The sequence below is a fragment of the Martinezella dioscoreae genome (assembly GCF_009176305.1).
Classification (GTDB): domain Bacteria; phylum Pseudomonadota; class Alphaproteobacteria; order Rhizobiales; family Rhizobiaceae; genus Rhizobium; species Rhizobium dioscoreae.
This window is the reverse complement of the sequence record NZ_BLAJ01000010.1, coordinates 111,392-136,684: the sequence shown is the minus strand read 5'-3', so window position 1 is coordinate 136,684 and position 25,293 is coordinate 111,392. Positions and strand designations below refer to the sequence as shown.

General features: G+C 59.8%; 26 protein-coding genes. 11 read left to right on the top strand and 15 right to left on the bottom strand.

Translation table 11 applies throughout. The features are described from left to right. Positions 1-224 precede the first annotated feature (224 nt). From GDN47_RS27005 to GDN47_RS26990, 4 genes are read right to left on the bottom strand one after another with little or no spacing between them, the layout of a single operon-like run. Positions 225-1,283 carry an ABC transporter ATP-binding protein gene (locus tag GDN47_RS27005; RefSeq protein WP_113390773.1) on the bottom strand — a complete coding sequence of 353 codons (1,059 nt, stop codon included), beginning with the start codon at positions 1,281-1,283 and terminating at the stop codon, positions 225-227. A gap of 6 nt (positions 1,284-1,289) precedes the next feature. Beyond that, complete coding sequence (locus tag GDN47_RS27000; protein ID WP_152094657.1) at positions 1,290-2,081, bottom strand: ABC transporter permease; 792 nt, start codon at positions 2,079-2,081, stop codon at positions 1,290-1,292. Next, positions 2,081-2,905, bottom strand: coding sequence for an ABC transporter permease (locus GDN47_RS26995; RefSeq protein WP_152094654.1), 825 nt, complete (start codon positions 2,903-2,905; stop codon positions 2,081-2,083). Before GDN47_RS26995 ends, GDN47_RS27000 begins: the two co-directional genes overlap by 1 nt. Before the next feature lie 45 nt (positions 2,906-2,950). Further along, a complete protein-coding gene (locus GDN47_RS26990) occupies positions 2,951-3,988 on the bottom strand; it encodes an ABC transporter substrate-binding protein (protein ID WP_152094653.1) in 1,038 nt (345 codons plus the stop codon). A gap of 320 nt (positions 3,989-4,308) precedes the next feature. Between GDN47_RS26990 and GDN47_RS26985 the strand changes: the two genes are divergently transcribed. The 5 genes from GDN47_RS26985 to GDN47_RS26965 all read left to right on the top strand — a co-directional run bounded on the left by GDN47_RS26985 (position 4,309) and on the right by GDN47_RS26965 (position 9,674). Beyond that, positions 4,309-6,186, top strand: coding sequence for an adenine deaminase (locus tag GDN47_RS26985; protein ID WP_173002581.1), 1,878 nt, complete (start codon positions 4,309-4,311; stop codon positions 6,184-6,186). A gap of 212 nt (positions 6,187-6,398) precedes the next feature. Continuing rightward, entirely contained in the window at positions 6,399-7,244 is an 846-nt protein-coding gene (locus tag GDN47_RS26980) for a sugar phosphate isomerase/epimerase family protein (RefSeq protein WP_152094651.1), read from the top strand. A 333-nt stretch (positions 7,245-7,577) separates the two neighbouring features. Next, complete coding sequence (locus GDN47_RS26975; protein ID WP_113333559.1) at positions 7,578-8,366, top strand: EAL domain-containing protein; 789 nt, start codon at positions 7,578-7,580, stop codon at positions 8,364-8,366. A gap of 100 nt (positions 8,367-8,466) precedes the next feature. Beyond that, on the top strand, positions 8,467-9,054 hold the full coding sequence (locus GDN47_RS26970) for a helix-turn-helix domain-containing protein (RefSeq protein WP_173002580.1): 588 nt from the start codon (positions 8,467-8,469) through the stop codon (positions 9,052-9,054). A gap of 170 nt (positions 9,055-9,224) precedes the next feature. Beyond that, positions 9,225-9,674 (top strand): Ros/MucR family transcriptional regulator, encoded by a 450-nt coding sequence (locus GDN47_RS26965; RefSeq protein WP_113333561.1) that lies wholly within the window; start codon positions 9,225-9,227, stop codon positions 9,672-9,674. Between the two features lie 209 nt (positions 9,675-9,883). On the opposite strand, the gene GDN47_RS26960 is transcribed toward GDN47_RS26965, so the two are convergent. Further along, the gene (locus GDN47_RS26960; protein ID WP_113352078.1) at positions 9,884-11,491 is read right to left on the bottom strand and encodes an inorganic phosphate transporter; all 1,608 of its coding nucleotides are present in this window, start codon (positions 11,489-11,491) and stop codon (positions 9,884-9,886) included. 240 nt (positions 11,492-11,731) lie between these two features. Between GDN47_RS26960 and GDN47_RS26955 the strand changes: the two genes are divergently transcribed. Continuing rightward, entirely contained in the window at positions 11,732-12,040 is a 309-nt protein-coding gene (locus GDN47_RS26955) for a GCG_CRPN prefix-to-repeats domain-containing protein (RefSeq protein ID WP_095433542.1), read from the top strand. A gap of 72 nt (positions 12,041-12,112) precedes the next feature. On the opposite strand, the gene GDN47_RS26950 is transcribed toward GDN47_RS26955, so the two are convergent. The 3 genes from GDN47_RS26950 to GDN47_RS26940 are packed head-to-tail and all read right to left on the bottom strand — an operon-like array spanning position 12,113 to position 13,736. Beyond that, complete coding sequence (locus GDN47_RS26950; protein ID WP_152094650.1) at positions 12,113-12,739, bottom strand: hypothetical protein; 627 nt, start codon at positions 12,737-12,739, stop codon at positions 12,113-12,115. Positions 12,740-12,773: 34 nt separating this feature from the next. Further along, entirely contained in the window at positions 12,774-13,514 is a 741-nt protein-coding gene (locus GDN47_RS26945; RefSeq protein ID WP_113395918.1) for a CbtA family protein, read from the bottom strand. Positions 13,515-13,526: 12 nt separating this feature from the next. Then, positions 13,527-13,736, bottom strand: a complete 210-nt coding sequence (locus GDN47_RS26940) for a CbtB domain-containing protein (RefSeq protein ID WP_113352075.1) — start codon at positions 13,734-13,736, stop codon at positions 13,527-13,529. A gap of 246 nt (positions 13,737-13,982) precedes the next feature. Here GDN47_RS26940 and GDN47_RS26935 point away from each other — a divergent pair, with 246 nt between their 5' ends. Together GDN47_RS26935 and GDN47_RS32145 are read left to right on the top strand one after the other, a co-directional pair. Beyond that, positions 13,983-14,549, top strand: a complete 567-nt coding sequence (locus tag GDN47_RS26935) for a histidine phosphatase family protein (protein WP_113352074.1) — start codon at positions 13,983-13,985, stop codon at positions 14,547-14,549. A 27-nt stretch (positions 14,550-14,576) separates the two neighbouring features. Continuing rightward, a complete protein-coding gene (locus GDN47_RS32145; RefSeq protein WP_156090774.1) occupies positions 14,577-14,855 on the top strand; it encodes a hypothetical protein in 279 nt (92 codons plus the stop codon). 239 nt (positions 14,856-15,094) lie between these two features. Here GDN47_RS32145 and GDN47_RS26930 read toward each other — a convergent pair whose 3' ends face one another. The 5 genes from GDN47_RS26930 to cyoA form a co-directional block, all read right to left on the bottom strand. Beyond that, a complete protein-coding gene (locus tag GDN47_RS26930; RefSeq protein ID WP_113352073.1) occupies positions 15,095-15,859 on the bottom strand; it encodes an SURF1 family protein in 765 nt (254 codons plus the stop codon). Positions 15,860-16,044: 185 nt separating this feature from the next. Then, entirely contained in the window at positions 16,045-16,449 is a 405-nt protein-coding gene (cyoD, locus tag GDN47_RS26925) for a cytochrome o ubiquinol oxidase subunit IV (RefSeq protein ID WP_092714481.1), read from the bottom strand. Next, entirely contained in the window at positions 16,446-17,075 is a 630-nt protein-coding gene (gene cyoC, locus GDN47_RS26920) for a cytochrome o ubiquinol oxidase subunit III (protein WP_152094649.1), read from the bottom strand. Before cyoC ends, cyoD begins: the two co-directional genes overlap by 4 nt. Before the next feature lie 5 nt (positions 17,076-17,080). Next, positions 17,081-19,084 carry a cytochrome o ubiquinol oxidase subunit I gene (gene cyoB, locus GDN47_RS26915; protein ID WP_152094648.1) on the bottom strand — a complete coding sequence of 668 codons (2,004 nt, stop codon included), beginning with the start codon at positions 19,082-19,084 and terminating at the stop codon, positions 17,081-17,083. A gap of 47 nt (positions 19,085-19,131) precedes the next feature. Next, positions 19,132-20,250, bottom strand: a complete 1,119-nt coding sequence (cyoA, locus tag GDN47_RS26910) for a ubiquinol oxidase subunit II (protein WP_113352072.1) — start codon at positions 20,248-20,250, stop codon at positions 19,132-19,134. A 392-nt stretch (positions 20,251-20,642) separates the two neighbouring features. On the opposite strand from cyoA, the gene GDN47_RS26905 reads away from it, so the two are divergent. Continuing rightward, a complete protein-coding gene (locus GDN47_RS26905) occupies positions 20,643-21,980 on the top strand; it encodes an MFS transporter (RefSeq protein ID WP_095433551.1) in 1,338 nt (445 codons plus the stop codon). A gap of 57 nt (positions 21,981-22,037) precedes the next feature. Here the strand turns inward: GDN47_RS26905 and GDN47_RS26900 are convergent, their stop codons facing one another. Both GDN47_RS26900 and GDN47_RS26895 read right to left on the bottom strand, forming a co-directional pair. Then, positions 22,038-22,742 carry an LrgB family protein gene (locus GDN47_RS26900; protein WP_113390783.1) on the bottom strand — a complete coding sequence of 235 codons (705 nt, stop codon included), beginning with the start codon at positions 22,740-22,742 and terminating at the stop codon, positions 22,038-22,040. Further along, the gene (locus GDN47_RS26895) at positions 22,729-23,136 is read right to left on the bottom strand and encodes a CidA/LrgA family protein (RefSeq protein WP_113390784.1); all 408 of its coding nucleotides are present in this window, start codon (positions 23,134-23,136) and stop codon (positions 22,729-22,731) included. The genes GDN47_RS26900 and GDN47_RS26895 overlap by 14 nt, the downstream gene beginning before the upstream one ends. Before the next feature lie 98 nt (positions 23,137-23,234). On the opposite strand from GDN47_RS26895, the gene GDN47_RS26890 reads away from it, so the two are divergent. Both GDN47_RS26890 and GDN47_RS26885 read left to right on the top strand, forming a co-directional pair. Then, positions 23,235-24,119, top strand: coding sequence for a LysR family transcriptional regulator (locus GDN47_RS26890; protein WP_173002579.1), 885 nt, complete (start codon positions 23,235-23,237; stop codon positions 24,117-24,119). Between the two features lie 119 nt (positions 24,120-24,238). Continuing rightward, positions 24,239-25,255 carry an iron ABC transporter substrate-binding protein gene (locus GDN47_RS26885; protein ID WP_113333572.1) on the top strand — a complete coding sequence of 339 codons (1,017 nt, stop codon included), beginning with the start codon at positions 24,239-24,241 and terminating at the stop codon, positions 25,253-25,255. The last annotated feature ends 38 nt before the right edge of the window (positions 25,256-25,293 follow it).

Here is a 25,293-nt window from a genome sequence, read left to right as displayed (position 1 = left end):
ACCCCTCAAAGGCCCGCCTAACGCCGGCTTTGTGCGTCTTGCCAACGCCTCATGCCTCCAAACCAACAGCAAGCCCTCGCAACAAGCCAAACAATGCAACACGGAACCAAGGCCTGAAGTCCTCGCAGTACCACCTTCCAATGGCCACAATATCAATGGCGCAGAGGCTACCCGCCGATGGCGATTGCAATCATAGCTCACAAAAAGAGATCGAAGCCTGAATTCTATTGCTCCGGCTGAAGAATGCAGCATTGCTCAGGCACAGGTACAAGCACGACGGCATCTCCGGCAGCCATCGGCTCCGACAAGGCGCCATTGGCGACGATAGCACCGGCCGCTGTTTCGCATTGGTATTGATAGGCACGGCCGAGATAGGTGCGTGTTCCCAGAATCGCCGGCAGGCCGCTGCCTTCGCGTCGAACCGAAAGCCCGTCCGCGCGGCAGCCGAGGACAAAACTGTTCGGGATCGGCCCGAAATCGTCTTGCGACAGAGTGATCCTTGCGCCGCCCGCAGCCTCGGCTGTCACCACTGCGCCCGCCCGCCCGACGACTTGCAGCGGCAGCAGGTTTTCGAAGCCGACGAAGCGGGCGACGAAGCTGTTGGCGGGCTTGCGGTAGAGGGTTTCGGGTGTATCGAGCTGCATGATACGGCCGGCATTCATAATGGCGACGCGATCCGAGATTGAGAAGGCTTCCTCCTGATCGTGGGTCACGTAAAGCGAGGTCGTGCCATTGGCGCGCTGCAACTGGCGTATCTCGACGCGCATATCGACCCTGAGTTTAGCATCAAGATTGGATAGCGGTTCATCGAACATCAGAAGCGGCGGCTCGATGACGAGAGCGCGGGCGAGCGCGACGCGCTGCTTTTGGCCGCCGGAGAGTGCGCCGGGCAGGCGATCGCCGAGGCCGGAAAGGCCGACACGCTCCAGCATGGCGGCTGCCTTTTGCCGGCGTTCCTGAGTCGGCGTGCGGCGCTGCTTCAAGCCGAAGGCGACGTTTTCGAGTACCGTCAGATGCGGAAACAGCGCGTAGTTCTGGAACACCAAGCCAATATCTCTGGCATGCGCCGGCAGTGTTGTCAGGTCGCGGTCGCCGAGTTTGATCGTGCCGCTGGTCGGCTGCAGGAAGCCGGCGACCAGTCGCAAGGTTGTCGTCTTGCCGCAGCCGCTGGAGCCGAGCAGCGAGACAAGTTCGCCGGCGGCGACGGACAGCGAAAGATCCTGCAGGACGGCCGTCTTGCCGTAATGGGCGCTGATGGAATTAATGGAGAGCGATACGGTCACGGGCGGCTACTTTGTCAGGAAGGTGAGGCCCAGGGTAGCTTCGACGATCGCCATGACGGCGACGGTGACGAGCATCAGCAGCACGGAAACCGACGCGATGGTCGGATCGAAGAACTGCTCCATATGGGCGAGGATCTGGATCGGAAGGGTGGAGATGCCCGGGCCTGTCAGGAAGACCGAGACCGAGACATCATTGATCGAGGTGATGAAGGCGAGGATGAAGGCGGCAATGACGCCGGCGCGGATATTCGGCAGCACCACTGTCAGGAAGGTCTTCAGGGGTGGGCAGCCGAGGCTGATCGCCGCTTCCTCGATCGAGAAATCGAAGCTCGCGAGACTGGCGCTGACGACGCGCACCGAATAGGGCAGCACCAGCAGCGCATGACCGATCAAGAGGCTCGGGAAGATCGGCAGCCCAAGCCCGATCGTGATCGATTTCATCAGTGAGAAGCCGAAGACGATTTCCGGAACGAGGATCGGCAGGACGAAGAGCGTCGAAAGCCAGCGCGGCAACTCGACCCTGTAACGGCTGATGGCGTAGGCGGCGGGAATGCCGATCAGCAGCGACAGTGCAGTTCCGAGGAAGGCGAGCTCCAGGCTGGTGATCGCCGTCGTGCGGAAGGCCTCGATCTGAAAGATATTCGAGAACCAGTGCAACGTCAGGCCCTGCGGCGGGAAGGTGAGATAGGTTGTGTCGCTGAAGGCGGCACCGATGATGATGACGAGCGGCGCCAGCAGGAAGAGGAAGACGAGGGCGGTGAAAGCGATGAGCGCGGGATGGACCGTTCTTGTCATGATCACACCGCCATCGGGTTCAGCCGTCGCGCGAGCCGGCTCATGATCGCGACAATGCCGATCGTGACCACCACCATGGTGGCGGCGATCGTCGAGGCGCCGACCCAGTCGAAGGTGACCATGGCGCGCTGATAGAGGAAGGTGCCCATCATCATCTGCTTTTCGCCGCCAAGCAGCTGCGGCGTGGCGTAGGAGGTGAAGCTGCCGGTGAACACTAGCACCGCGCCGACGATCAGGCCTGGCGTGGCAAGCGGCAGGATGACCTGTCGGAAGGTTGCGGCCGGCGTGGCACCGAGCGATGTCGCCGCCTGGATGAGATCCTGCGGTATGCCCTCAAGCACGCCGACGAGCGTCAGGATCATCAAGGGCACGAAGAGATAGACCATCGCGACAATGACAGAGCCCTCCGTGTAGAGCATCGAGAGCGGCTCGCTGATGACGCCGATCGACATGAGGATGGTGTTGAGAATGCCGTTCTTGCCGAGAATGATCAGCCACGCGAAGGAGCGCACGACGACGCCGGTCAGCAGCGGAAAGACGGCGGCGATGATCATCACGCTTTTGGCGCGGCCTGGCATCTGCGCGATCACATAAGCGGCGATGAAGCCGATAAACAGCGAGATTGCCGTCGTAATGAGAGCAATCTCGATCGTCCTGAACAGCACCGTGCGGCGAAAGCCGCTGGAAAAGAAGGCGACATAGGGGGAGAAAATCCCCTTGGGTTCGCCGAAGGTCGCCGCAATCGTAATGACGACGGGAACGAGCAGGAAGAGCGTTACGGCCAGAATGGCCGGCGTCGCCAATCCCCATTTCATCAAATGCTTCATCAACTACATTCCGTGAGAACGCCGCAGACTATGCGGCATGCCCTGTTACATGCCGAAGATCTCGTTCCAGCGATCGACCCAGTCCGGTTGCGCCTCGATCAGCTTCTGATAGTCGATGCGGCTGAGCTTGGCGATCATTTCGGCGCCGTAGGTCCAGAGCTTGGCCTTTTCCGGCGGCAGCACCACCTTGGTCGAGACCGGCGCATCGACGCCCTGTTCGGCTTCCGCTTGCTGCACGTCCTTCGACAGGATGAAGTTGATGAACTGGTGCGCGAGCTCGACGTTTTCCGAGCCCTTTGGAATATTGACCGTGTTGAGGACAGCGATATCGCCCTCCTTCAGATCGGCCCAGGCCATCGTCGGAACGGCCGATCGTAGGGATGACAGAACAAAATCCTGCGTGATCGCCACCTTGGCCTCACCCGTCGAGATCAGGTTCACCAGTTCGGAGCCGGTATTGTAGTTCTTGACGACGTTCGGCTTCAGCGCCTCGATGGCTTCGAAGGCCTTGTCGGCATCGGCATAGGGATCGACGCCGGCATGCTTGCCGGCTTGGAGCACCGTCAGCGGCCCTCCCGTCGTGGTGATACCCGGCAACGAAACGGCGCCCTTCAGGTCGTCGCGCCACAGATCGTTCCAGGAGGAAACCGGTGGGTTCACCTTCGCTGTATCATAGACGATACCGATGCGGCCGATCGTGTAGGCGGGGCCGTAATTGCCTTGCGGTGCCTTGGCGATATCGTAGAGATCGGCAAGGTTGGGGAGCTTGCTGCGGTCGACTTCCTGGAAGAGGCCCTGCTGGATGCCGAGCTGCGAATAGCTGTCTGTGAGATAGATGACGTCGACGCCCTTACCCCCGCGCAGCTTCAGCTTGTTGAGGCGGTCGGCATTGTTGCCGGTTTCGAAAACGACATCGCAGCCGCAGATCTTCTTGAAGGGCTCGATGATGTTGGCCTGCATCTTCTCGCCATTATAACCCCACCAGGAAATGGTCAGCGTCTTTGCCTGAGCGAAGGCCGGCATGGCGGTTGCCGCGGCTAGGAAAGCAAATCCCGCGACACGGGCAAGGGTGAGGCCGTTCATTCTCGAAATCCTTTTGGTCAATGAAATCGGGCATATGTTTCAAGCTTGCAGGATACTATTTTTCGAGCACCGGCTTTACAAGCCCAACAAATGGGCAGGATGGCGGTTTTTGCCTTTGGTGGGATGAATATGTTGCGCTACGCTGCGACGTCCAGCCATTGCAAATCTTCAATATCCGCAAGTCCCTTTCGGGGAGAAGGGGTAGCGCAGCAATGCCTTCATTTCACATATGATTGCTCCGCCGGTAGGTCAGGCAACTTTACACGCGGATCGGTCATCTCTACCCTCAATCGACCGAATATCCCTTAGGCATGCGTCCCATGACATCCCCGAAAACGACCCTTCCGGACGATCTGCTCATCAATGCGGCGGACGAAGTGCTGATCCGTCAGGATCTGACGCTGACCGCGCTCGGCCGCCGTCCGGCGGATCGCTTGCTGCGTGTCGGCAGGCTTTTGGATGTGCATAGCCGCAGCTGGCTGGACGACCAGGAAATCGTCGTCAAAGGCCGGCGGATCGCCTATGTCGGTCCGGCCGGCAGTTATCAGGGTGAGGTGAGCGAGCGTGTGCACGAGCCGCATCTCGCAGCTGTTCCCGGTTTCGGGGAAGCGCACAAGCATATCGAAAGCTCGCATCTGACGCCGGAATGGGAAGCGGCTCTGGTCATGCCGCATGGCGTGACCTGGACCTGCGAGGCGAGCCATGAGTTTTCCAATGTGAACGGCGCCCGCAATCTGGAATTCTGGCTGGAAGCGCGCCGCCGCGGCTCGCCGATGAAGATATTTCCTCTGCCGGGATCGGCCGTGCCGCCGACGGCTTACGAATGGGGCGGCGGTCACTTCGGCTATGACGAGCAGAAATCCTTTTTGAACAAAAGTCTGATGGTGGCCGGCCTCGATGAGGTCATGGATTGGCCCTCGGTCAGCAATCCCGAGAATCCGGCTTACGATCGCCTTTGGGGCATGATCCGGGCCACCTTCGAACAGCGCGGCGTGGTCGAGGGTCATGGCGCGGGCCTGCGCGATCTGCCGTCCATCAATGCTTTTGCCGGCGCCGGACTCGCTTCCGATCACGAGGGCTGGTTTCTCGACGAGATCTGGGAGAAGCTGACGCATGGCCTCTTCATCGAGCTCAGGCCGCATTCCCTGCCCGAGGTGATCAAGGGGTTGATCGAGAAAGGATTGTCCGACTGGTCGCAGATCGCCTTCGTCACTGACGATCGTAGCGCCAGCGACACGCTGAAGATCGGCGCGACAGACTATAATGTCCGGCTGGCAATTGAGAATGGGCTGTCGCCGGAAATTGCCATTCAATGCGTGACGATCAATCCTGCCCGTCACATGCGGCTGACACCATGGGTCGGCTCGATCGCGCCAGGCCGTTTTGCCGATATCGTGCTGCTGGACGATGTGAAGACGCTGTCGATCGCCAGGGTCTGGGCCGATGGCAAGCCGGTATCCGAAGGCAAGGCCTTCGTCGGCGTTCGTCCGGAGATCAACTGGCCGGCATGGGCAACGCAGACGGTCCGCATCGACCGGACCGTCATGGCGGAAGATTTTCGCATTGCTGCCCCATCGGATGCGGCCACGGCCAAGGCTGCATTGCTGCGTCCCTTCCACTGGGCCGATGATTTCATCACCATGGATCTGCCTGTTCGTGATGGCGCCGTTGAGCGCGATCACGATCGCAACATCACGAAATTCGCCATTGTCGACCGCTTTTCCGGCGAGGCCAAGGTCGCCCGCATGTTCTGGCTGGGCACTGGTCCGCGCACGCCGGATACCGCGCTCGGCGCCACGCTCGGCCACGATAAGCACAATATCTGGGTGGTCGGCTCCTCCGATGAGGCCATGGCCATGGTTGCCAATGCGCTTAAGGAGCAGCAGGGCGGCTGGGTGCTGGTCTCGGGCGGTAAGGTCGTCGCCCGCGTCCGCTATGAAGTCGGCGGACTGATGACGGCGCGCTCCGCCGAAGAGCTGGATGCGGAGATGCAGGCGCTGTATAAGGCCGGCGCCGAGATCGATTGGATGTATGAGCCAACCTTCTCGCCACGCTGGTGGCCGGGCTTTCCCGAGCGGCTTTCCTTCGCGACGCTCACCTGCGCGCCCTGGCGCTGGGTTCTGGTCGCGCCCTCCGAAAGGGCGCCGGAAGGTTTCGTCAATGTCGCAACCGGAGAAACGCATCCGATCGTCTGGTGATGGATATCCGGCTTGCTTATTGTGAATATCCCTCGCCGCGCCTTTGATCGTTGATGAGCTGTCCCACGGGGTGGATTGCGATCGGTGCTTGACGGCCGAAGCCAGCTCCTTAATTATCCGTTTGGTTACTTATGTCGAGCCGCAGACCGCGGATGGGTGGGGTGTACCCATCCGCGCTTTGAGCGGGTGCAAACCGGGCGGAGGAGGCTCTGGTGATCACAGTTGATAGTGACAGGTCGCGGACGGTGTCGGCATTTTCCACACTGGGATGTGCGGAATTCGAATTGAGCGAGGCCCTCGGATTGGCCGCTAATCATGGCATCGGCGCCATCGAAATCCGCGCCCTTGGCGGCACTGTCGATCTGGTTGCCTATTTCACCGAAAGGTTCGGTTCTCCGGCCGGCTTGGCCAAAGTGCTGCAGGCCTCTCCCGTTAGCGTCTGCGCCTTCAATACTTCGCTGCGTCTTGTCGGCGCGACAGCGCAGGCGAAGGAGGAGTTCCTGCGCTATCTTCCATGGGCGGAGGCCGTCGGCGTTCGTTCGCTCCGGGTTTTCGACGGCGGCGAAACCGCCGACAAGGGCGAGCTGGCCGAGGCGCTGGCGACGCTGCAATGGTGGCGTGAGACTGCGGAGCGTGAAGGCTTTCATGCCGCTATGGTCGTCGAGACACATGATTTTCTTGCATTGCCGGACGCTATTCCACGCTTCCTTGAAATAGCGCCCGATTGCGCTCTTATCTGGGATACGCATCATACTTGGCGCAAGGGCGGGCAAGATCCCGTCGAAACCTGGAAGCAGGTTCGGCGCAACACGCACCATCTCCACATCAAGGACAGCGTTTCCGTGCCGGGGCCGAGACTGCCCTACAGTTACGTGTTGCCCGGTACCGGCGAGTTCCCGATGGCGGCACTGCGGTCAGCGCTCGATGCCGATGGTTATGCCGGCATCATGAGTCTGGAGTGGGAAAGGTTGTGGCACCAGGATCTGCCGCCTCTGGATTTGGCCCTGCAGGCGGCGCGGCAAAGTGGCTGGTGGTCCCAGACGGCAAGTGCTGAATAATTGTTGAAGAGCATTAATATTTTAGTTTAGTTGTGCGGGAGAAGCTGCGCGGAGATTGACTTTTGCAGCGCTAGTTAATTAGTGTATTAGCAATTATTAAATAACTATCTCGTAGGCATATCCGTGCCGGGTTGACTATGGTCTTCGGCGCAATATTTCCAGCTCGATGAAGGGGGCCTCAATGATTGAGGTTTGAGGGTGTCTGGAAGATGGAAGAGGCGGATTATACACACAGGAATCCGATGTTTCGGAGCGAGACGCGCCGTTCATCATCCGCTGTTTCCTGCTCCTGGATGTTCCTCGATCGCCGCGTCGCCCCGAAAGGGAAATCCGATGAACGGTAGTGCAAGCCGCGAGGAGGAGGGGCATGGAGCCCTGATCTTGAAGGCGATCGCCGAAGGTGGCCTGGGTTTTGCGGCGCAATGGATTCATGATGCCGGAAATGTCGGCAAGGTATTCTACGCGGAAAGCCTGGCGCGCGTAACGGACTCGGACGGCACCGTGCACACGGCCGGCACCTTCGTCTCGCTGCTCGAGCGGCAGGATCGCTGGTTCGATCTCGATCTGCGCATTCTGGATATGGTGCTGTCCGATCTGACTGCGGATGAGGCGCTGGTTCTCGGTTTCAATCTTTCCGCCACCAGCCTGTCGCGCCGCGATCGGTTCGCCGATGTATTCGGCCGAATCAGCCGCCGCCCGGAGCTTGCTTCGCGCCTCATCATCGAGGTCACCGAAAGTTATCCCGTGGTTGGCGCATCCATCGAACGCATGAAGATGATCCGTGACCTCGGCTGTCGTATCGCCATTGACGATTTCGGGTCGGGTTTCGCCACGCCGGCATCGCTGTTGCAGGTGCCTGCCGATATCGTCAAGATCGATGCAGCCTTCGTGTGGGATAACAGGCAAGGGCGCGACGGAAGCGACAGCCTCTCCCATCTCGTCGGTTTTGCCGCCTGCTTTGCTCCCTTTGTCGTCGTCGAGGGTATCGAAACCAGCTCCCAACTCGATGTGGCGCGGGAAGCGGGCGCAACGCATGTACAGGGCTTCCTGCTGTCGAAGCCGGTTTCCTTGGCCCAGCTCCGGCGCTATAAGCGGAAAGCCGTCTTGCGGGGGGTGGAATGATTTTCCCGCCGAATATGACCGCGATCTCCAAACCTTATGCGTGGCGTATGTCCGCCGGTCTTTCGCCGAAGACTGCCATCAGGGCCTTGCAGGTGAGGTCATGATGAAGCAGCCGGCTTTCACATCGGCCTATCAGATCTCGGCTGCCCGGGCTGCGAGCGAGCTCAAGACAAAGACATTGCTGCGCGCTTTTTTGAGTCGGCTTCGCATCGTCTTTTCCGGGAGCGGCGAGCTGGTCGCCACATTCGTCGGCGGAACCGAGCCGCATGTCCTTATCTGCGATCAGGCGGCAGAAGCGATTGGCCGCGTCAGCATAGATGCCGAGACCGGGCTCTACGTCCTGTGCGAGCTCGGCGGTCATGCTGATGATGTCGTTATCGTGACTGCGAGCGAAAATCGATTGATCGAGGAGATCACCCTCCATCTTGGCGATGGCCGTTTGCTGCAGGGAGCGGTCGATACCGCCGTCAGCAGCCTCGTTGGCCAGACGATGGAGGATGTCGAGCGCAAGCTTATTCTCCAGACGCTGCAGCATTGCGGCGGAGATCCCACTCATACGGCGTTCATGCTCGGCATGCCGCTCGTCACTCTTTGCAACAAGCTGGCGGTCTACTTCTCGGACTCCGCCGGCGAACTGCCGCAGACCGCTGCGGATATGGGATACGGAGCGAAAAGCTACCGGCTGTGATTGCGCACGCATTTCATGCGGTCGCATTGTACCCCGGTTACCAAACCGGGATCGCGCCCCTGGAACAGGGCGCAAATCGAAACGGCGCGCTGCCCGGCTGCGGGTATCGCGCATGATGCAATTCGAGCGGGGCGGCGCACGAGGAACCAAATGAGATCCGGGAAAAGATCATGGATTCTTTCAGCGAAAGAAAAGACCCCGCCCCCCAGAAGACGCCTGCTTTGTTCGATGGCTGCGTGAAGATCGTTTCGGCCTATGTCAGCCATAATGCCATCCCTGTTCACAGCCTCCCCAGGCTTATCAAGGATATTCACGAAGCGCTGCAAACGTTGGATGGGTCGGCTTCGATCGTCGATCGAAGCAACCTGGTGCCGGCGGTGGATTTGAAGAAATCGGTAACAAATGACTACATCGTCTGCCTCGAAGACGGCAAACGCTTCAAGACCCTGAAGCGCCATTTGCGCGTGCATTATGGCATGACGCCCGAGGAATACAGACAGAAATGGGGACTTGCTCCCAACTATCCGATGGTCGCGCAGAATTACGCCAACCGTCGCTCGGAACTTGCCAAGATTTCCGGCCTCGGTGCGAACGGCAACAAGAGGGAAGGCGTCGGCTGAAGCAATCCGCAAACAGGCGCCTCATGCGCTCCTGACGGCTCGGCTTCGATGCTCCGTGGGAATGCAGGCGGATCTCGCGAACGCTTTCGATGCGTTTTGCGATGCCGGCCGCAGTGCCGCGTCTGCCGGCGGAATGCTGCAAATGAAATGACGCCCCGTCAGGGGCGCCATAGTCTTATCGAAAATGTTCGACGCCTTTATCGCGACGATTAGAAGACCTGGCGCAGCACGACGAACAGCACGAAGGCAAGCGCGATCGAAGCTGGCAGCGTCAGGATCCAGGCCATCAGCATGTTGCGAACGGTCGACCATTGCAGGCCGGAACCGTTGGCGGCCATGGTGCCGGCGACGCCGGAGGACAGGACGTGCGTGGTCGAGACCGGCAGGCCGAGATGGTCGGCAGCACCGATCGTCAGCATGGCGACGACTTCGGCGGCAGCACCCTGGCCGTAAGTCAGATGCGTCTTGCCGATCTTTTCGCCGACGGTGACGACGATGCGCTTCCAGCCAACCATCGTGCCGAGGCCGAGTGCCAGTGCCACGGCGACCTTCACCCAGAGCGGAATGAACTTGGTCGCGTGATCGACGGCGGCGTGATAGTTCGTAACGGCCTTCAGGTCGTCGGCGCTCATCGGCAGCAGCTTTTGCTTGTCGATCAGCTTCAGCGATTCACCGATCAGGTAGATGTCGTTACGAACGTTGCTGACGAGGCCGTTCGGCAGCTTCTCGACGCTCGGATAAGCGGCGATCTCGGCGCTGGTGGCGTGAATGTAGGCCTGAAGTGCCGGCGTGGTCGCATCCGACCAGATCTTGCTCTTGACAGCATCGCTGACCGCAGCCTTCGGATCGGCCGGAGCGGCAACGCCGGGCTTCACATACTTGCCAAGCACGGTCTCGACCTGCGTTGAGGCAGCCTTGTAAGCCTCGAGATAGTTGACATCGGGTGTGCGGTTCAGCGCAAAAGCCGTCGGCACCAGGCCGATGAGGATAAGCATGATGAGGCCCATGCCCTTCTGCCCGTCGTTCGAGCCGTGAGCGAAGCTGACGCCGGTGCAGGTGAAGATCAGCAGGCCGCGGATCCAGATAGGCGGCGGCGTATTGCCCTTCGGCGCTTCATAAAGCTCCTTATTGCGGATCAGCACCTTGGCGACCAGCAGCAATATTGCAGCTGCGGCAAAGCCGATGATCGGCGACAGGAGCAGCGACATGCCGACGCTGCTTGCCTGCGACCAGTCGACACCGCTGGTGGCGGAGCCGGCGGGTGCCAGGAACTGGTTGGCGAGGCCGACCCCGATGATCGAGCCGACGAGCGTATGCGAGCTCGAGGCCGGCAGGCCGAGATACCAGGTGCCGAGGTTCCAGATGATGGCGGCGGTCAATAGGGCGAAGACCATGGCGAGACCGGAGCCGGAGCCGACTTGCAGGATGAGTTCGACCGGCAGCAGCGCCAGGATGCCGAAGGCGACGGCGCCCGACGAAGTGAGAACACCGAGGAAGTTGAAGAAGCCCGACCAGATGACGGCGAATTCCGCCGGCAGCGAGCGCGTATAGATGACAGTGGCGACGGCGTTGGCAGTATCGTGGAAGCCGTTGACGAATTCGAAGCCGAGCGCGATCAGCAGCGCCAGGCCGAGCAGGATCCACGGAACGGCGGCAGCTTCGGCGAGGTCGCTGCCAAGGGCATAGCCGACATAGGCAAGGCCGGCCAGCACGACGACACCGAAGATCGGCAGAAACCATTTTGCCGAACTACCGGCGCCGTGAATTGGATGGTTGGCATTGCCACCCTCCGAAGTGTTTGAAGCGAGGTCGACCATCCCAAACTCCTTTATGGCAATTGATATCGTTGGTGTAAGCCTCCTTCATGAAACTCTCGTGACGCGCGAGTAGGTTGCGGCTGGCCGCAAATACCGGCAACAGGACGCTTTCTGGGCTGCGGTCAGGCGTTTGGTCTGATCTTGATTTCGCCGTCAAATGGCCTTTTTCGGTTCAGCCGGCGTTCATACCTCAAGGGGTTAAATCCCGCATGTAAGGGACTTGGATAGAGGGCCATCAAAATGAGATCGTCCGTGATTGCCATCGCTGCCTTGTTTGGCAGCCTGGTTGTATCTTCGGCAGAGGCAATGCCTATCCCAGCCGTTGGGACAGCGGCCTCAGCGCCGATCGTGAAAGTTGACTATGCCTGCGGTCGTGGCTGGCACCTGACGCGCTGGGGCGAATGCCGCCCCAATCGCTGGGGTCCGCCGCCCCGGCGCTGGGGTTACTACAGGCCGCCACCGCCGCCGCCATGGGGTTGGCACGGCCATCGCCATCATCGCGATGGCTGGCGCGATGACCGTTGGCGCGATCGCCCGCGTTACTGGTAAGATCAGAAACACCGCCGCACTTCGCGGCGGTGTTTTGTTAAGGCCAGCTCGAGGAACAGTGCGCAGCGGTTCCTAAGATTGAGCTTGCGGCCGCAATGCGCGCGCGCCTAGCCATAGCCCTGCAAGTACGAACAGGCTGGCCGATAAGATCGCAGCAAGGCTTTTCGCATGAAGCGCGATATCGGCAAGCTTCGGCCGGATGAGATCGGCCGTATTGAAATTCTCGCCGCTGAATTTGCACAGGATGAGCGAGAGGTTGTTGCGCACGAGTGCCAGATCGATATCGGAGACGAGGTCGTCGACCGGTTCCTTTTCCACTTTCATGGCACGCATCTGCAGCAGCACTGCTTTTGCAGCCGCAAGATAGGCGTGCGAACATTCGTTGAAAGGGCTTTCCTCGTCGCTGACGCTGCCTGGCATCACGCCCCATAGGCAATAGGCACCCTGGATCTGCGCGAAGTTCAGGAGACGGCGGAAGGTTTCGTCGGTATCCGATATGCTCTCGGCAAGCGAAATGATCCGCCCGTAATAGGGAGAGATCACAGCCATCTCGCCATGGGTGAGACTGGGAATCGGAATGCCGGCCTGGCTGCCGGAGGAGCCGCTGCCATGTGCGGCAACCGAAACTGGCCAACCTGCAACGATGAGACAGAAGATTGCAAACAGGACGCCACCTGGATACAGGCGTCTCCCGCGCATGTTGCCATGCGCGGGATGCGATCTATTTACCACACTAAACCCGGCGTAGGGCCGCATTGCCGTAACGTGTCTGCGGCAACTGACGTTCCGCCCAGGCTCCGAAGGCAAGGCCGAGCGTCGTCCAGAGAATGGCGTGCATGCCGAGCGAGGTGACGCGGAAGCGCCAGAGCACGACGGCGGAAAATTGCTCGGGCACTTCGTTGATGGGGGGAAGCAGATATTGGATCAGCGCGATGAAGACGATGTAGCCAATGCCGGCAATGATCGCACCGTTCCAGGAACCATATCGCGCTGCCAGCCTGCGACCGAAGCCCACCGCGACGATCATGCCGACGACGGAGGCAACGATCATGATGAAGAACAGTTCCGTTCTCGCGCCGATCGTATCGGGATTGCCGACGGCCGGTGGGTTTGCCGGATACTTGAGATCGGGCACGAGCGAAATCGTCACGAAAGCGGCGAGCGCGAGCAGCGCTGCCGTGCCGCGCGCACCCAAGGGGCTGATGCGGCCGTAGATGAAGGAGAAAACCAGCGCGAACAATCCGCCGATTGCGGTGGAAAAGATCACGCTGCCGGTGAAGAGGCCGATGCCCGCCTGCGTAGCGCGGCTGACAATCTCTGGTTCAGGAGCTTCGCCGGCCGCCTGCGCGGCCTTTTCTTCAAACCCGATGGCCCAGTCGACCAGCGGTTCGCCGAAGATGTGGGCAAAAGCAAAAACGAAAATACCGGTCAAGGCCCCGACGATCATGCCGCGGAGCAAAAGACGTCCAACCATGTGCTTGACCCCTTAGTGGCAGGGGAAGCCGAGCAGGTGGCGGGCATCATGCACGAATTCGTGCACATACATGCCCGAGAAGAGCGAGGTCGCGCCTTCTTCTGCGCCGATGAAATAGATCGCAAGCAGCATCAGCAGGCCGGCAAAAATAGCCCAGGGCAGGATTTGGCCGAGCGGAATCGGCTGTGGAACTGCGGTTGGGGCGAAAGTGGTGTCGGACATTGTATTTCCCTCTTTAAGAAAAGCGCGTTCCATTTGCGGAAGGGTTCTTGCGGGAAGGGTCTGGCTCTCGGAGGGCGGAACTCGTCCGTCTTCGATTACAGTGGCGCGACCGCGCCGGGATTCCACCGGCTTCCACACCCGCAAGTGCAAGTTTATAGCTATCTGCAAATATAATTGTCAATCAAGCGCCACTGCGATGCTAAATCGCGACAAGAGCGCACCGGGGGATGGAATAGAGGAAGTTTCATGAAAACGCGTTTGAGCTGGATTTGCCATGGGGCAACGCAAGCCAATCGGAATGGCTGCTTTCCGGATGACGAACCCTTGGAGGCGAAGGCGGCTCAGCAGGCTCAATCCTTATCCTTCAGGCTGGGGGCGATCGATCGGGTCTGGGCGAGCCCGGCTCTGCGCGCGCGCCAGACCGCCGCGGTCCTCGGTCTCGACGCTATCCCGGATGTCGCCTTGCGCGAATGCGATTATGGCGACTGGCGGGGGCAATCACTAGCCGAACTGCATGAAAGGGATGCGGAGTCCCTCGCGCTCTGGATGACGGACACGTCGGTCGCGCCGCATGGCGGCGAAGCCCTCTTGTCGGTCATGAAACGTGTCAGCGAATGGATGGGAAATCATATCGAGGATGCCGGCCATATCGTCATCATCACCCATGCGAGCGTCATTCGCTCTGCCGTTCTGCAGGCCTTGCAGGCGCCGCCTGCGGCATTCTGGGCTGTTGATGTCGAGCCGTTCGGGATTGTCGAAATGACGAGCGACGGCCGGCGCTGGCAGCTTCGCTTCCCGAAGATATCGATCTAAGGTCTGTGGGATTCACATTGGCTTGATGTGATTCAAGCCTTTGATGGACCGCTTATTCTGACTGACACCCAATGGGCGAAGATGGCGTCGTATTGTCTGCAACCAACCGATCCGGTACGTAGCGGCAGTGACAAGCTGTGTTCGGCAGGCGCTTACGATTCGCTGGTTTCGTTATTTCTTCTTTCCTTGATCATGATGCCATTTGATGGCGAAGAACATGCCCGTGCCCAACACGAGAACTTTGAACGTAATGAAGACTATAGGGAACCAATCCATTATTTTGAATATTTCCAGGCTATTACTTGACACTATCTATCGTGAGGAGCGCTAACTCAAGACTGCTGCTTCAGCACCTTCATCTTTTGTTCAAACCATCGCCGAATCCAACTTCGATCATAACATTCCCATCCACACGGCATTAATGGTGCTATCACCCATCTCGCCGCAGCCGCCCTTAATTCACGATGAATCTCCACAGACCTTAGAGTAGTTTCAGCAAAAGCGCGGTTTCGCGTCGGAAATTACGTGAAAGCAAAGGGTGGCGATCAACGAGCCACTTTTGCCCGCTGCCGCTCGAAATAGACGAGATAGACTGCCAGCCCTAATGTCATGGCGGCCAGTCCGTACCAGGTGATGGCATAGACGAGATGGCTGTTGTGGAAGGTGATCTGCGTCAGCCCGCCCACGGGCAATCCGCCGGGATTTTTCGCATCGTCGGCATCGATGAAGTAGGGCGCCACGTTCTGCAGCCCCCGGGCCTCGGCGATGGCTGCCACGTCGCGCGAATACCAGCGCTCCTCCGCCGGCACGTTTGAACGCAGCAGCGTGCCTTTGGGCTCGCTGATACGCAATAGGCCGGTAACGGTGGTCTCACCGGAAATCTCGCCTTCGGCGCGCGTCGCCGGATTGCGCTTCTCGGTTGGCACGAAGCCACGGTTGACGATGATGATCGTGCCATCTGCAAGCTTTAGCGGCGTCAGCACCCAATAGCCTGCGCCGAGAGCGGTCGAGGCATAGACCTGCACTTGCTTGTCATTGAGGAAAGTGCCGCTTGCCTGGACATGCTTGTATTCGGAGTTTTCGGCCGTGACGTCCGCCCACTCTGCGGTGCTGGGAGCCGGAACCGCCGGAGCATGCACGCGTGCATCGACCCGGGCGATCAGATCCAGCTTCCAATGCAGCCGCTTCACTTGCCAGGTGCCGAGACCGATGAGGAGGGCCGTCAGAAGCAGAAGCAGCGACACCCAGATGACCAGGGTCAGCGTCGTGCGCGGCTTGCCCTGAGAGGTGTTCGAGGAAATATCGGTCATGGCGCTGATCTCCGGGGAGGCGCTGCCGCATGATTTCGGGAGGTTCAATTCTCTTCGCTGAAGATCATGCGCGGTCGGGAAGATTTGGCTGCGGCTTTCGGCATTTCAAGCATGCAACGCGCAGCACCCGGCGGATTTCACGCCGGAAGAGGGCGGGCCTTCGCCTGAAGGCCCGCCGTTCGAATTTACGGCATGTTGCGCATCATCTCGGGCGACATGGGCATCATGTTCGCGTTGAGGTGATGCATGACCCAGAGCGAGCCGGACAGCGCGATGATGACGATCACGATCGTAAAGATCAGCGCCATCATGTTCCAGCCGCCTTCTGAGCGGGTGTTCATGTGCAGGAAGTAGATCATGTGCACGACGATCTGGATCGCACCGAGGATCATGACGATCGCTCCGGTGACGGCCGGATCGGGGATGACCTTGGCCATGACCAGCCAGAAGGGAATGGCGGTCAGGATGACGGAGAGGATAAACCCCGTCATGTAGCTCTTGAAGGTGCCGTGCGCCGCCTCGTGGCCGCCATGGTGATCGTGGCCGTGGGCGTCGCCGGAATGATGCGAATGGTTAGCGTTCGAGCTCATCCGAGAACTCCCATGAGGTAGACGAGAGAAAACACGCCGATCCAGACGACGTCCAGGAAGTGCCAGAACATCGAAAGGCACATCAGGCGGCGCTTGTTTTCCGGGATCAATCCATAGCGGCCGACCTGCACCATCAGCGTGATCAGCCAGACGATACCGGTGGTGACGTGCAGACCGTGCGTGCCGACCAGCGTGAAGAAGGCGGACAGGAAGGCACTGCGCTGCGGGCCGGCACCGTCGAGGATCAGGTGATAGAACTCATAGAGTTCGAAGAAGATGAAGAGGGCGCCGAAGATGCCCGTAATCGTCAGCCACATCAGCGTGCCCGACTTGTTATTCTTCTCCATTGCCAGCATGGCGAAGCCATAGGTGATGGAGGAGAAGAGCAGCATCGCCGTGTTGAGGGCGACGAGCGGCAGCTCGAAGAGGTCGGCCGGCGACGGGCCGGCCGCATAGCTGTGGCCGAGCACGGCGAAGGTGGCGAAGAGGACTGCGAAGATCAGGCAGTCGCTCATGATGTAGATCCAGAAGCCCAGCATGGTGCTGCCTTCCGGATGATGCTCTTCCGTCATGTAGAAGGCGGGTGTTTCGCCATCCTTGGGAGCGTGTGCGGTTGGGGTCGTCATAAGTCTTACACCTGTCCTGCGAGCTGTTTCGTACGCTCGTTCTCGGTCTTAACGACCTCGTCGGCGGGGATGTGGTAGTCGCGCTTGTAGTTGAAGGTATGGCCGATCGTGATGACGATCATCGCGACGAAGGTGATGGCGGCAAGCCACCACATGTACCAGATCATCCCGAATGCGAAGCCGATGGAGAGAACGCCGAGGATGATGCCCGTGCCGGTGTTCTTCGGCATGTGGATCGGAATGAAGCCTTCGGTCGGCCTGACATAGCCGCGGTTCTTCATGTCCCACCACGCGTCGTGATCGTAGACGATCGGCGTGAAGGCGAAGTTGTAGGCCGGCGGCGGCGACGAGGTGGACCATTCCAGCGTGCGGCCGCCCCAGGGATCGCCGGTATGATCGCGAAGCTCTTCGCGCTTCATGAAGCTGACGGCCAGCTGGATGAGGAAGCAGGCGATGCCGATGGCAATGAGACCGGCGCCGAAAGCGGCGATGATGAACCAGATCTGCAGCGACGGATCGTCGAACTGGCTGACACGGCGGGTGACGCCCATCAGGCCGAGGATATAGAGCGGCATGAAGGCGAACCAGAAGCCGATCTGCCAGAACCAGAAGCTCATCTTGCCCCAGAACGGATCCAGCTTGAAGCCGAAGGCCTTCGGGAACCAGTAGTTGACGCCCGCGAACATGCCGAAGAGCACGCCGCCGATGATCACATTATGGAAGTGGGCGATCAGGAACAGCGAGTTGTGCAGCACGAAGTCGGCCGGCGGAACGGCGAGCATGACGCCGGTCATGCCGCCGATGGTGAAGGTCACCATGAACCCGACGGTCCACAGCATCGGCGGCTCGTAGCGGATGCGGCCGTGATACATCGTGAACAGCCAGTTGAAGAGCTTCGCACCCGTCGGGATCGAGATGATCATCGTCGTGATGCCGAAGAAGGAGTTGACGCTGGCGCCCGAGCCCATCGTGAAGAAGTGGTGCAGCCAGACGAGGTAGGAGAGGATCATGATCACGCAGGTGGCGTAAACCATCGAGGCGTAGCCGAAGAGGCGCTTGCCGCAGAAGGTGGCGACGACTTCCGAGAAGACGCCGAAGGCCGGCAGGATCAGGATGTAGACTTCCGGGTGGCCCCAGATCCAGATGAGGTTGACATACATCATCGGATTGCCGCCGAGGTCGTTCGTGAAGAAGTTCGTGCCGGCGTAGCGGTCGAGGGTCAGCAGAGCGAGCGTGGCGGTCAGGATCGGGAAGGACGCAACGATCAGGATGTTGGTGCAGAGCGACGTCCAGGTGAAGACGGGCATTTTCATGAAGGTCATGCCCGGCGCGCGCATCTTGACGATGGTGGCGATCAGGTTGATGCCCGAAAGCGTCGTTCCGATACCCGCGACCTGCAGGCCCCAGATGTAATAATCGACGCCGACGTCGGGACTATAGACGATGCCGGAAAGCGGCGGATAAGCCAGCCAGCCGGTTTTCGCGAATTCGCCGATGAAGAGCGAAATCATGATGACAATCGCGCCCGCCGTCGTCATCCAGAACGAGAAGTTGTTGAGGAACGGGAAGGAAACGTCGCGGGCGCCGATCTGCAGCGGCACCACGAGGTTCATCAGGCCGGTGACGAAGGGCATCGCCACGAAGAAGATCATGATGACGCCATGCGCCGTGAAGATCTGGTCGTAGTGATGCGGCGGCAGATAACCTTCGGATCCGTTGAAGGCGATCGCCTGCTGCAGGCGCATCAGCAGCGCGTCGGAGAAACCGCGCAGCAGCATGATCAGCGCCAGCACGACATACATGATGCCGATCTTCTTGTGGTCGATGCTGGTGAACCATTCCTTCCAGAGGTAGCCCCAGAGGCGGAAATAGGTCAGCAGGCCGAGGACGGCGATGCCGCCGATGGCGACGCCGATGAAGGTCACGACGAGGATCGGCTCGTGATACGGGATCGAGTCGAGCGTCAGCCGACCGAAGATGAATTTATAGAGGTCCGGGTTGGAAAACATGGATTGCCTCTGTCCCTTATGAATGTCTTGTTATTGAGCGCACCGGATCAATGACCCTGATGCTGCGCCGAACCGGTCGACGAATCGGAAGAAGAGCCGTTGCCCATATCCATGCCCTGCATGGAGTTGTCGCCATGCTGCATGGTGTGGCTGGCGCTGCCGTCGGCCTTGACCGGCGTAACTTCGGCCGAGGCACCGTCGCGATTGTCATAGATCAGGCGCTCGCGATTTTCGTGGCTTTCCTTGCCGCCGCCGCCCTTGGCGTCGATATGCATCATCTCGCTCATGCACATCTTGCTCGGATCGGCGCACATGTTGAGGATGGCGTTGTAGAGACCATCGTCGACGGCGTTGAAGTAGCGCACCGGCTCGCGTTCGCTGGGCTTGGCAAGCGCCAGGTACTCCTGGCGGCCGAGCGCCGTGCCCTGGCTCTTTGCCTTCTGGACCCACTGGTCGAAACCGGCCTGATCCAAACCGTGGAACTTGAAGCGCATGTTCGAGAAGCCGGCGCCGCTATAGTTGGCCGACAGGCCCTGGAATTCGCCGGGATGATTGATGACGGCGTGGAGCTTCGTCTCCATGCCCGGCATGGCGTAGATCTGGCCTGCCAGCGCCGGGATGAAGAAGGAGTTCATCACCGAGGAGGCTGTGATCTTGAAGTTGATCGGGCGGTCGACGGGAGCCGCCATCTCGTTGACGGTGGCGATGCCGTATTCCGGATAGAAGAAGAGCCATTTCCAGTCGAGCGCGACCACTTCCACCGTCAGCGGCTTGACGTCGGCGCTAAGCGGCTTGTCGGCGGCGATGCGATCGAGCGGGCGGTAGGGGTCGAGCTGATGGGTGCTGATCCAGGTCACCGCGCCGAGCGCGATGATGATGGCAAGCGGAGCGGACCAGATGACCAGCTCCAGACGTGTCGAATGATGCCACTCCGGCTCGTAGGTCGCCTCGTTGTTCGACTGGCGGTATCTCCAGGCGAAGAGCAGCGTCAGGAAGATCACCGGGATGATGATGATCAGCATCAGCACGACCGAGACGATGATGAGGTCTCGCTGCTGCATAGCGATATCGCCGGAGGGAGCCATCACCACCAGATTGCAACCTGAGAGCAGCAAAAACAAAGGGATGACGGATAAACGGCTGAAAATCTTCGATAGTCTTGGCACGTCTTAAAGCTCTTTTTGTTTCGACCCTACCGCGACTAAAGGACGGCGGTCATGAACGATATGAGGTGTTTCGTCGCACCGCAGCAAGCTTGAGTGCATTGCGGTATGGAATGCTGTCCCACGTATCGGGAAAACCCTCAGAAATCCAGAAGGTTTTCTATCAGGCAGTTCGCTTTTGCCGGCGCTAATATACCTGGATCGGAACAAATGGCCATCACCGGCGGTTTTTCTTCGTCCGGAACGCGGCGCCAAAGGCAGATAATGGCTCGACCGATTGCTAATTTGCGAATTATTTCATGCTGGATACTTGATATGTTCGCACGTTTGATCGACATTTTCATTACGCGCGAATTCGTGGAGGAATTCGTGCTCGGAGAGGGAGGCTCCCGCGCATGGTCAGCGTAACGCATGAATCACTGAACCCCACATCTTCAACTCTGGAGAGCGATGCCCGCAGCATGCATGCGGGGGGCTCGGTCGCACCCGGCAATATCGCCATCGGCGTGATCATTGGTCGCACGTCGGAATTCTTCGATTTCTTCGTCTATGCCATTGCATCCGTACTGGTCTTCCCGAAGCTCATCTTCCCCTTCGCCGACCCGCTGCATGGCACGATGCTTTCCTTCCTGGTCTTCGCGCTGGCCTTCATCGCCCGCCCGATCGGTTCGTTCATCTTCATGGCGATCGACCGGCGCTACGGGCGCGGGGTAAAACTCACGATCGCGCTGTTCCTGCTTGGCGGCTCGACGGCTGCGATGAGCTTCCTCCCCGGCTATTCGGAAGTCGGTGTCTACGCAATCATCCTGCTTGCCATTTTCCGCATCGGTCAGGGCCTTGCACTTGGTGGTGCATGGGACGGCTTGGCTTCGCTCCTGGCGCTTAACGCACCGACAAACCATCGTGGCTGGTATGCGATGATCCCTCAGCTCGGCGCCCCGATCGGTTTCATGCTGGCAAGCGCTCTGTTTGCCTATTTCGTCACGAGTCTCACGACGGCGGACTTCCTGGATTGGGGCTGGCGCTATCCCTTCTTCTGCGCCTTCGCCGTCAACGTCGTCGCGCTCTTTGCCCGTCTGCGCCTGGTCGCCACCGAGGAGTTCGGCACGCTCTTGGAGCGTCATGAGCTTGAGCCCGTGAAGATGACGGAGCTGCTGCGCGTGCATGGCCGCGATGTCCTGATCGGCGCCTTCGTGCCGCTGGCAAGCTTTGCGACCTTCCACCTCGTGACCGTCTTCCCGCTCGGCTGGGTGACGCTTTACAGCGAGCAGACTCCCGGTTCGTTCCTGCTGGTAGAGTTCCTCGGCGCGATCTGCGGCATTCTCGCCATCATCTGTTCCGGTATGCTCGCCGACCGGATTGGCCGCCGCAATCAGCTCGCCATCGGCGCGGTGCTGATCGCCTGCTTCGCCTTCGTGGCACCCTGGCTGCTCGATGGCGGCGCGACTGGCCGCCACATCTACGTGGTTCTCGGCTTCACGCTGCTCGGCCTCTCCTTCGGTCAGGCGGCGGGCGCCAGCGCTTCCCGCTTCAGCCAGAACTATCGTTACAGCGGCTCGGCCCTGGTGTCGGATCTCTCCTGGCTGATCGGTGCCGGCTTCGCGCCATTCGTGGCGCTTGCCCTCTCCAGCCAGTTCGGCCTCGTCTACACCAGCCTCTATCTGCTCTCCGGCGTCGTCTGCACGCTGGTCGCCATCTTCTTCAGCAAAACGCTGGAGACGCGCGACAACTAAGTCAGATTCGCGAAATGAAACAAGGCTGCGGCATGAAAGTGCCGCAGCCTTTTTCGTTCAGGCTGAATGCAGGAGCCACGCGATCAGCGGCGCCGCTAGCACGTTCGTCAATCCCACCAGCACCATGACGAGACCGGCGATCGATCCTTCCTCGCGGCCGATCTCATGCGCCTTGGCGACGCCGATGCCATGGGCCCCCATGCCGTAAAGCGCACCACGGGCCATGCCCGACTTCAGTGGCAGCAGCCGTAGCAGTGCCTGGCCGACCATGGCGCCGAACAGGCCGGTGATGACGACGAAGACGGCTGTCAGATTGGGGACGCCGCCGATATCGCCTGAAACCACCATGGCGAACGGCGTGCTGACCGAGCGTGGCATCAGGCTGAGCCGCAGGCTCTCGTCGAGGCCGAGAAGGCTTGCAAGCTCCCAGGCCGAAACCATGGCCGTGGCGCTGCCGACGATTACGCCGAACAGCAGGACCGGCCAATACCGCTTGATGAGGCCCCGCTGCTCGTAGATCGGCACTGCAAAAGCCACTGTCGCCGGTCCGAGCAGCGCGAGCAGCCAGCGGCTGTCATGCATATAATCCTGGTAATTTGCGTGCAGTGCCAGTGCGAGCACGATCAAGATAGCAGGTGCAGCCACCAGCGGTGACAGCCAGAGCGAAGGCCGATGCCGATAGAGCGTCTTGGAAAGATAATAAAGTCCGATCGTCGCCAACGGCCAGAACAGGCCGGCTGCGAGACTTTCAATGCTGGACATGGCTTGAGGCCCCCTGGCGCATCATCAGCCGGTAGCCGAAATCGATCGCTATCGCGGTGACACCCATGACGATGATGGTGCCGGCGAAGATCACCGTAAGCACTTTCAACCCGATGATGCCGATGAATTCGCCATGATCGAGCAAAGCCAGCACCGCCGGCACGAAGAACAAGAGCATTTCGGCGAGAAACCACTCCGCGCCACGCTTCATGCTCGCCAGCTTCACTTTACCGCTCGTAAACAGTACCAGCACCAGCAGCATGCCGGCGATGGCGCCGGGTATTGGCAGATGTGCCAGGCGGACAATGGCTTCGCCCGCTTGCCAGAAGGCAAGCAGCAGCAGGATCTGAGCGAGGCAGCTCAATTTCGGATGATTCTTTGGATTGATACGCATGGAAGGCTCGGGAAAATCTCTTGACCCGACAATAGGCGCTTCCTCTCCATGAAGAAAATGAATTGATTTCATAAAATCAAGTCCTGTAAGGAATACTTATGGAGCTTCGGACACTGAAAGCCTTCGTCGAAGTGGTGCGCCAGGGCGGCTTTTCGGAAGCCGCTAAGATGGTGTTCACCACGCAATCGGCCGTCAGCAAAGCCGTGCGCCAGCTGGAGGACGAGCTTGGCCTGCCGCTGCTCAACCGCATTGGCCATCGCGTGACCCTGACCGATGCTGGTGAGGTGGTCTATCGTCGGGCAATTGCGATCCTTGCCGGGCGCGACGATCTGCTGGCGGAATTGTCGGAGCTTCGTGGGCTCGCGCGCGGCGCCCTGCGGCTTGGCTTGCCGCCGATCGGCAATGATGCCCTCTTCGCTCCGGTGTTCGCCGTCTTCCGCAATCGTTATCCGGGCATAGAGATCAGACTGGTGGAGCAGGGCGCCAAGCGGCTCGAGGAAATGGTACTGGCCGATGAGGTCGATCTCGGCGCCTCGCTGTTGCCGATGCCCGATGTCTTCGAGTGGCAGACCGTGCGCTGCGAGCCGATGCATGTCCTCCTACCGTCGGCGCATCCTCTCGCCGGGCAGCAAACGGTGCCGCTGGCGGCACTCAAGGACAATCCCTTTCTCCTCTTCGAAACCGGCTTCGCGCTGAACGGCATCATTCTCGACGCCTGCCGCGCGGCTGGCTTTGCGCCTGACATTGCCGCGCGCTCGAGCCAGATCAATTTCATTGTCGAACTGGTCGCTGCGGGCCTCGGTGTAGGTTTCCTGCCGCGGCTGATCGCCGAACAGCGCCAGCGTTCGGGCATCGCCCATGCGCTTGTCGTCGAACCGGGCATGGAGTGGAACATGGCCTGGATCTGGCGGCGCGGCGGATATCTGTCACATGCCGGTCGCGCCTGGCTCGACCTCGCTGCTGAGATAGCGGCGAAATCTTGACTCTATTCTCAAACTTTTGTGATAAGCGGGAACGACCGTAAACTTGAAATAAACGGTCAGGAAAAATATAGGCTATTCCATTGCCGCTGCAGGCGGTGGTTTCCAAGCGAGAGGACTTAATGACTTTTTCCTTTTCACATCTCACCAGTGCGCTGGCGCTCGCCGCGGGCCTTGCGGTTGCTCCGATGATGGCGAATGCCGCCGATTCCGAAGGCATCGTCGTCTACAACGCTCAACATGAAGCGCTGACGCAGGCCTGGGCGGATGGCTTCACCAAGGAAACCGGCATCAAGGTCACGATCCGCAACGGTAGCGATATGCAGTTTGCCAACCAGATCGTCCAGGAAGGTGCTGCCTCTCCCGCTGACGTCTATCTGACGGAAAATTCCCCTGGCATGACGCTGGTCGATGCCAACAAGCTCTTCGCTCCCGTCGATGCCGCCACGCTCGCCCAGGTGCCGGAAACCTTCAAGGCTGCCGATGGCAACTGGGTCGGTGTCGCCGCGCGTTCCACCGTTTTCGCCTATGACAAGACCAAGCTGAAGGAAGCCGATCTGCCGAAATCTCTACTCGATCTCGCAGATCCCAAGTGGAAGGGCCGCTGGGGCGCTTCGCCGGCCGGCGCCGATTTCCAGGCGATCGTCAGCGCGCTGCTGGAACTGAAGGGCGAAGACGCGACCCGTGCCTGGCTGAAGGCGATGAAGGAAAATGCGAGCTTCTACAAGGGCAACAGTGTCGCGATGAAGGCTGTCAATGCCGGCGAGATCGAAGGCGCTGTCATCTATCACTATTACTGGTTCGGCGATCAGGCCAAGACCGGCGAAAACAGCAAGAATGTCTCGCTGCACTATTTCAAGAACCAGGATCCGGGTGCATTCGTCAGCATCTCCGGCGGCGGCGTCCTGGCATCCAGCCAGCATCAGAAGGAAGCGCAGGCTTTCCTGAAGTGGATCACCGGCAAGGGCGGTCAGGCCGTTCTGCGCGATGGCGATTCCTATGAATATGCCGTCGGCAACGGCGAAGCTTCCAATCCGAAGCTGGTGCCGATTCCCGACCTGCAGGCTCCAAAGATCGAGCCTTCGAAGCTGAATAGCAAGAAGGTCACCGATCTGATGACGGAAGCTGGTCTCATCTAAGGCGAAAGCCCGTCCCGCAGCGCCTTTCGCGCGCGTTC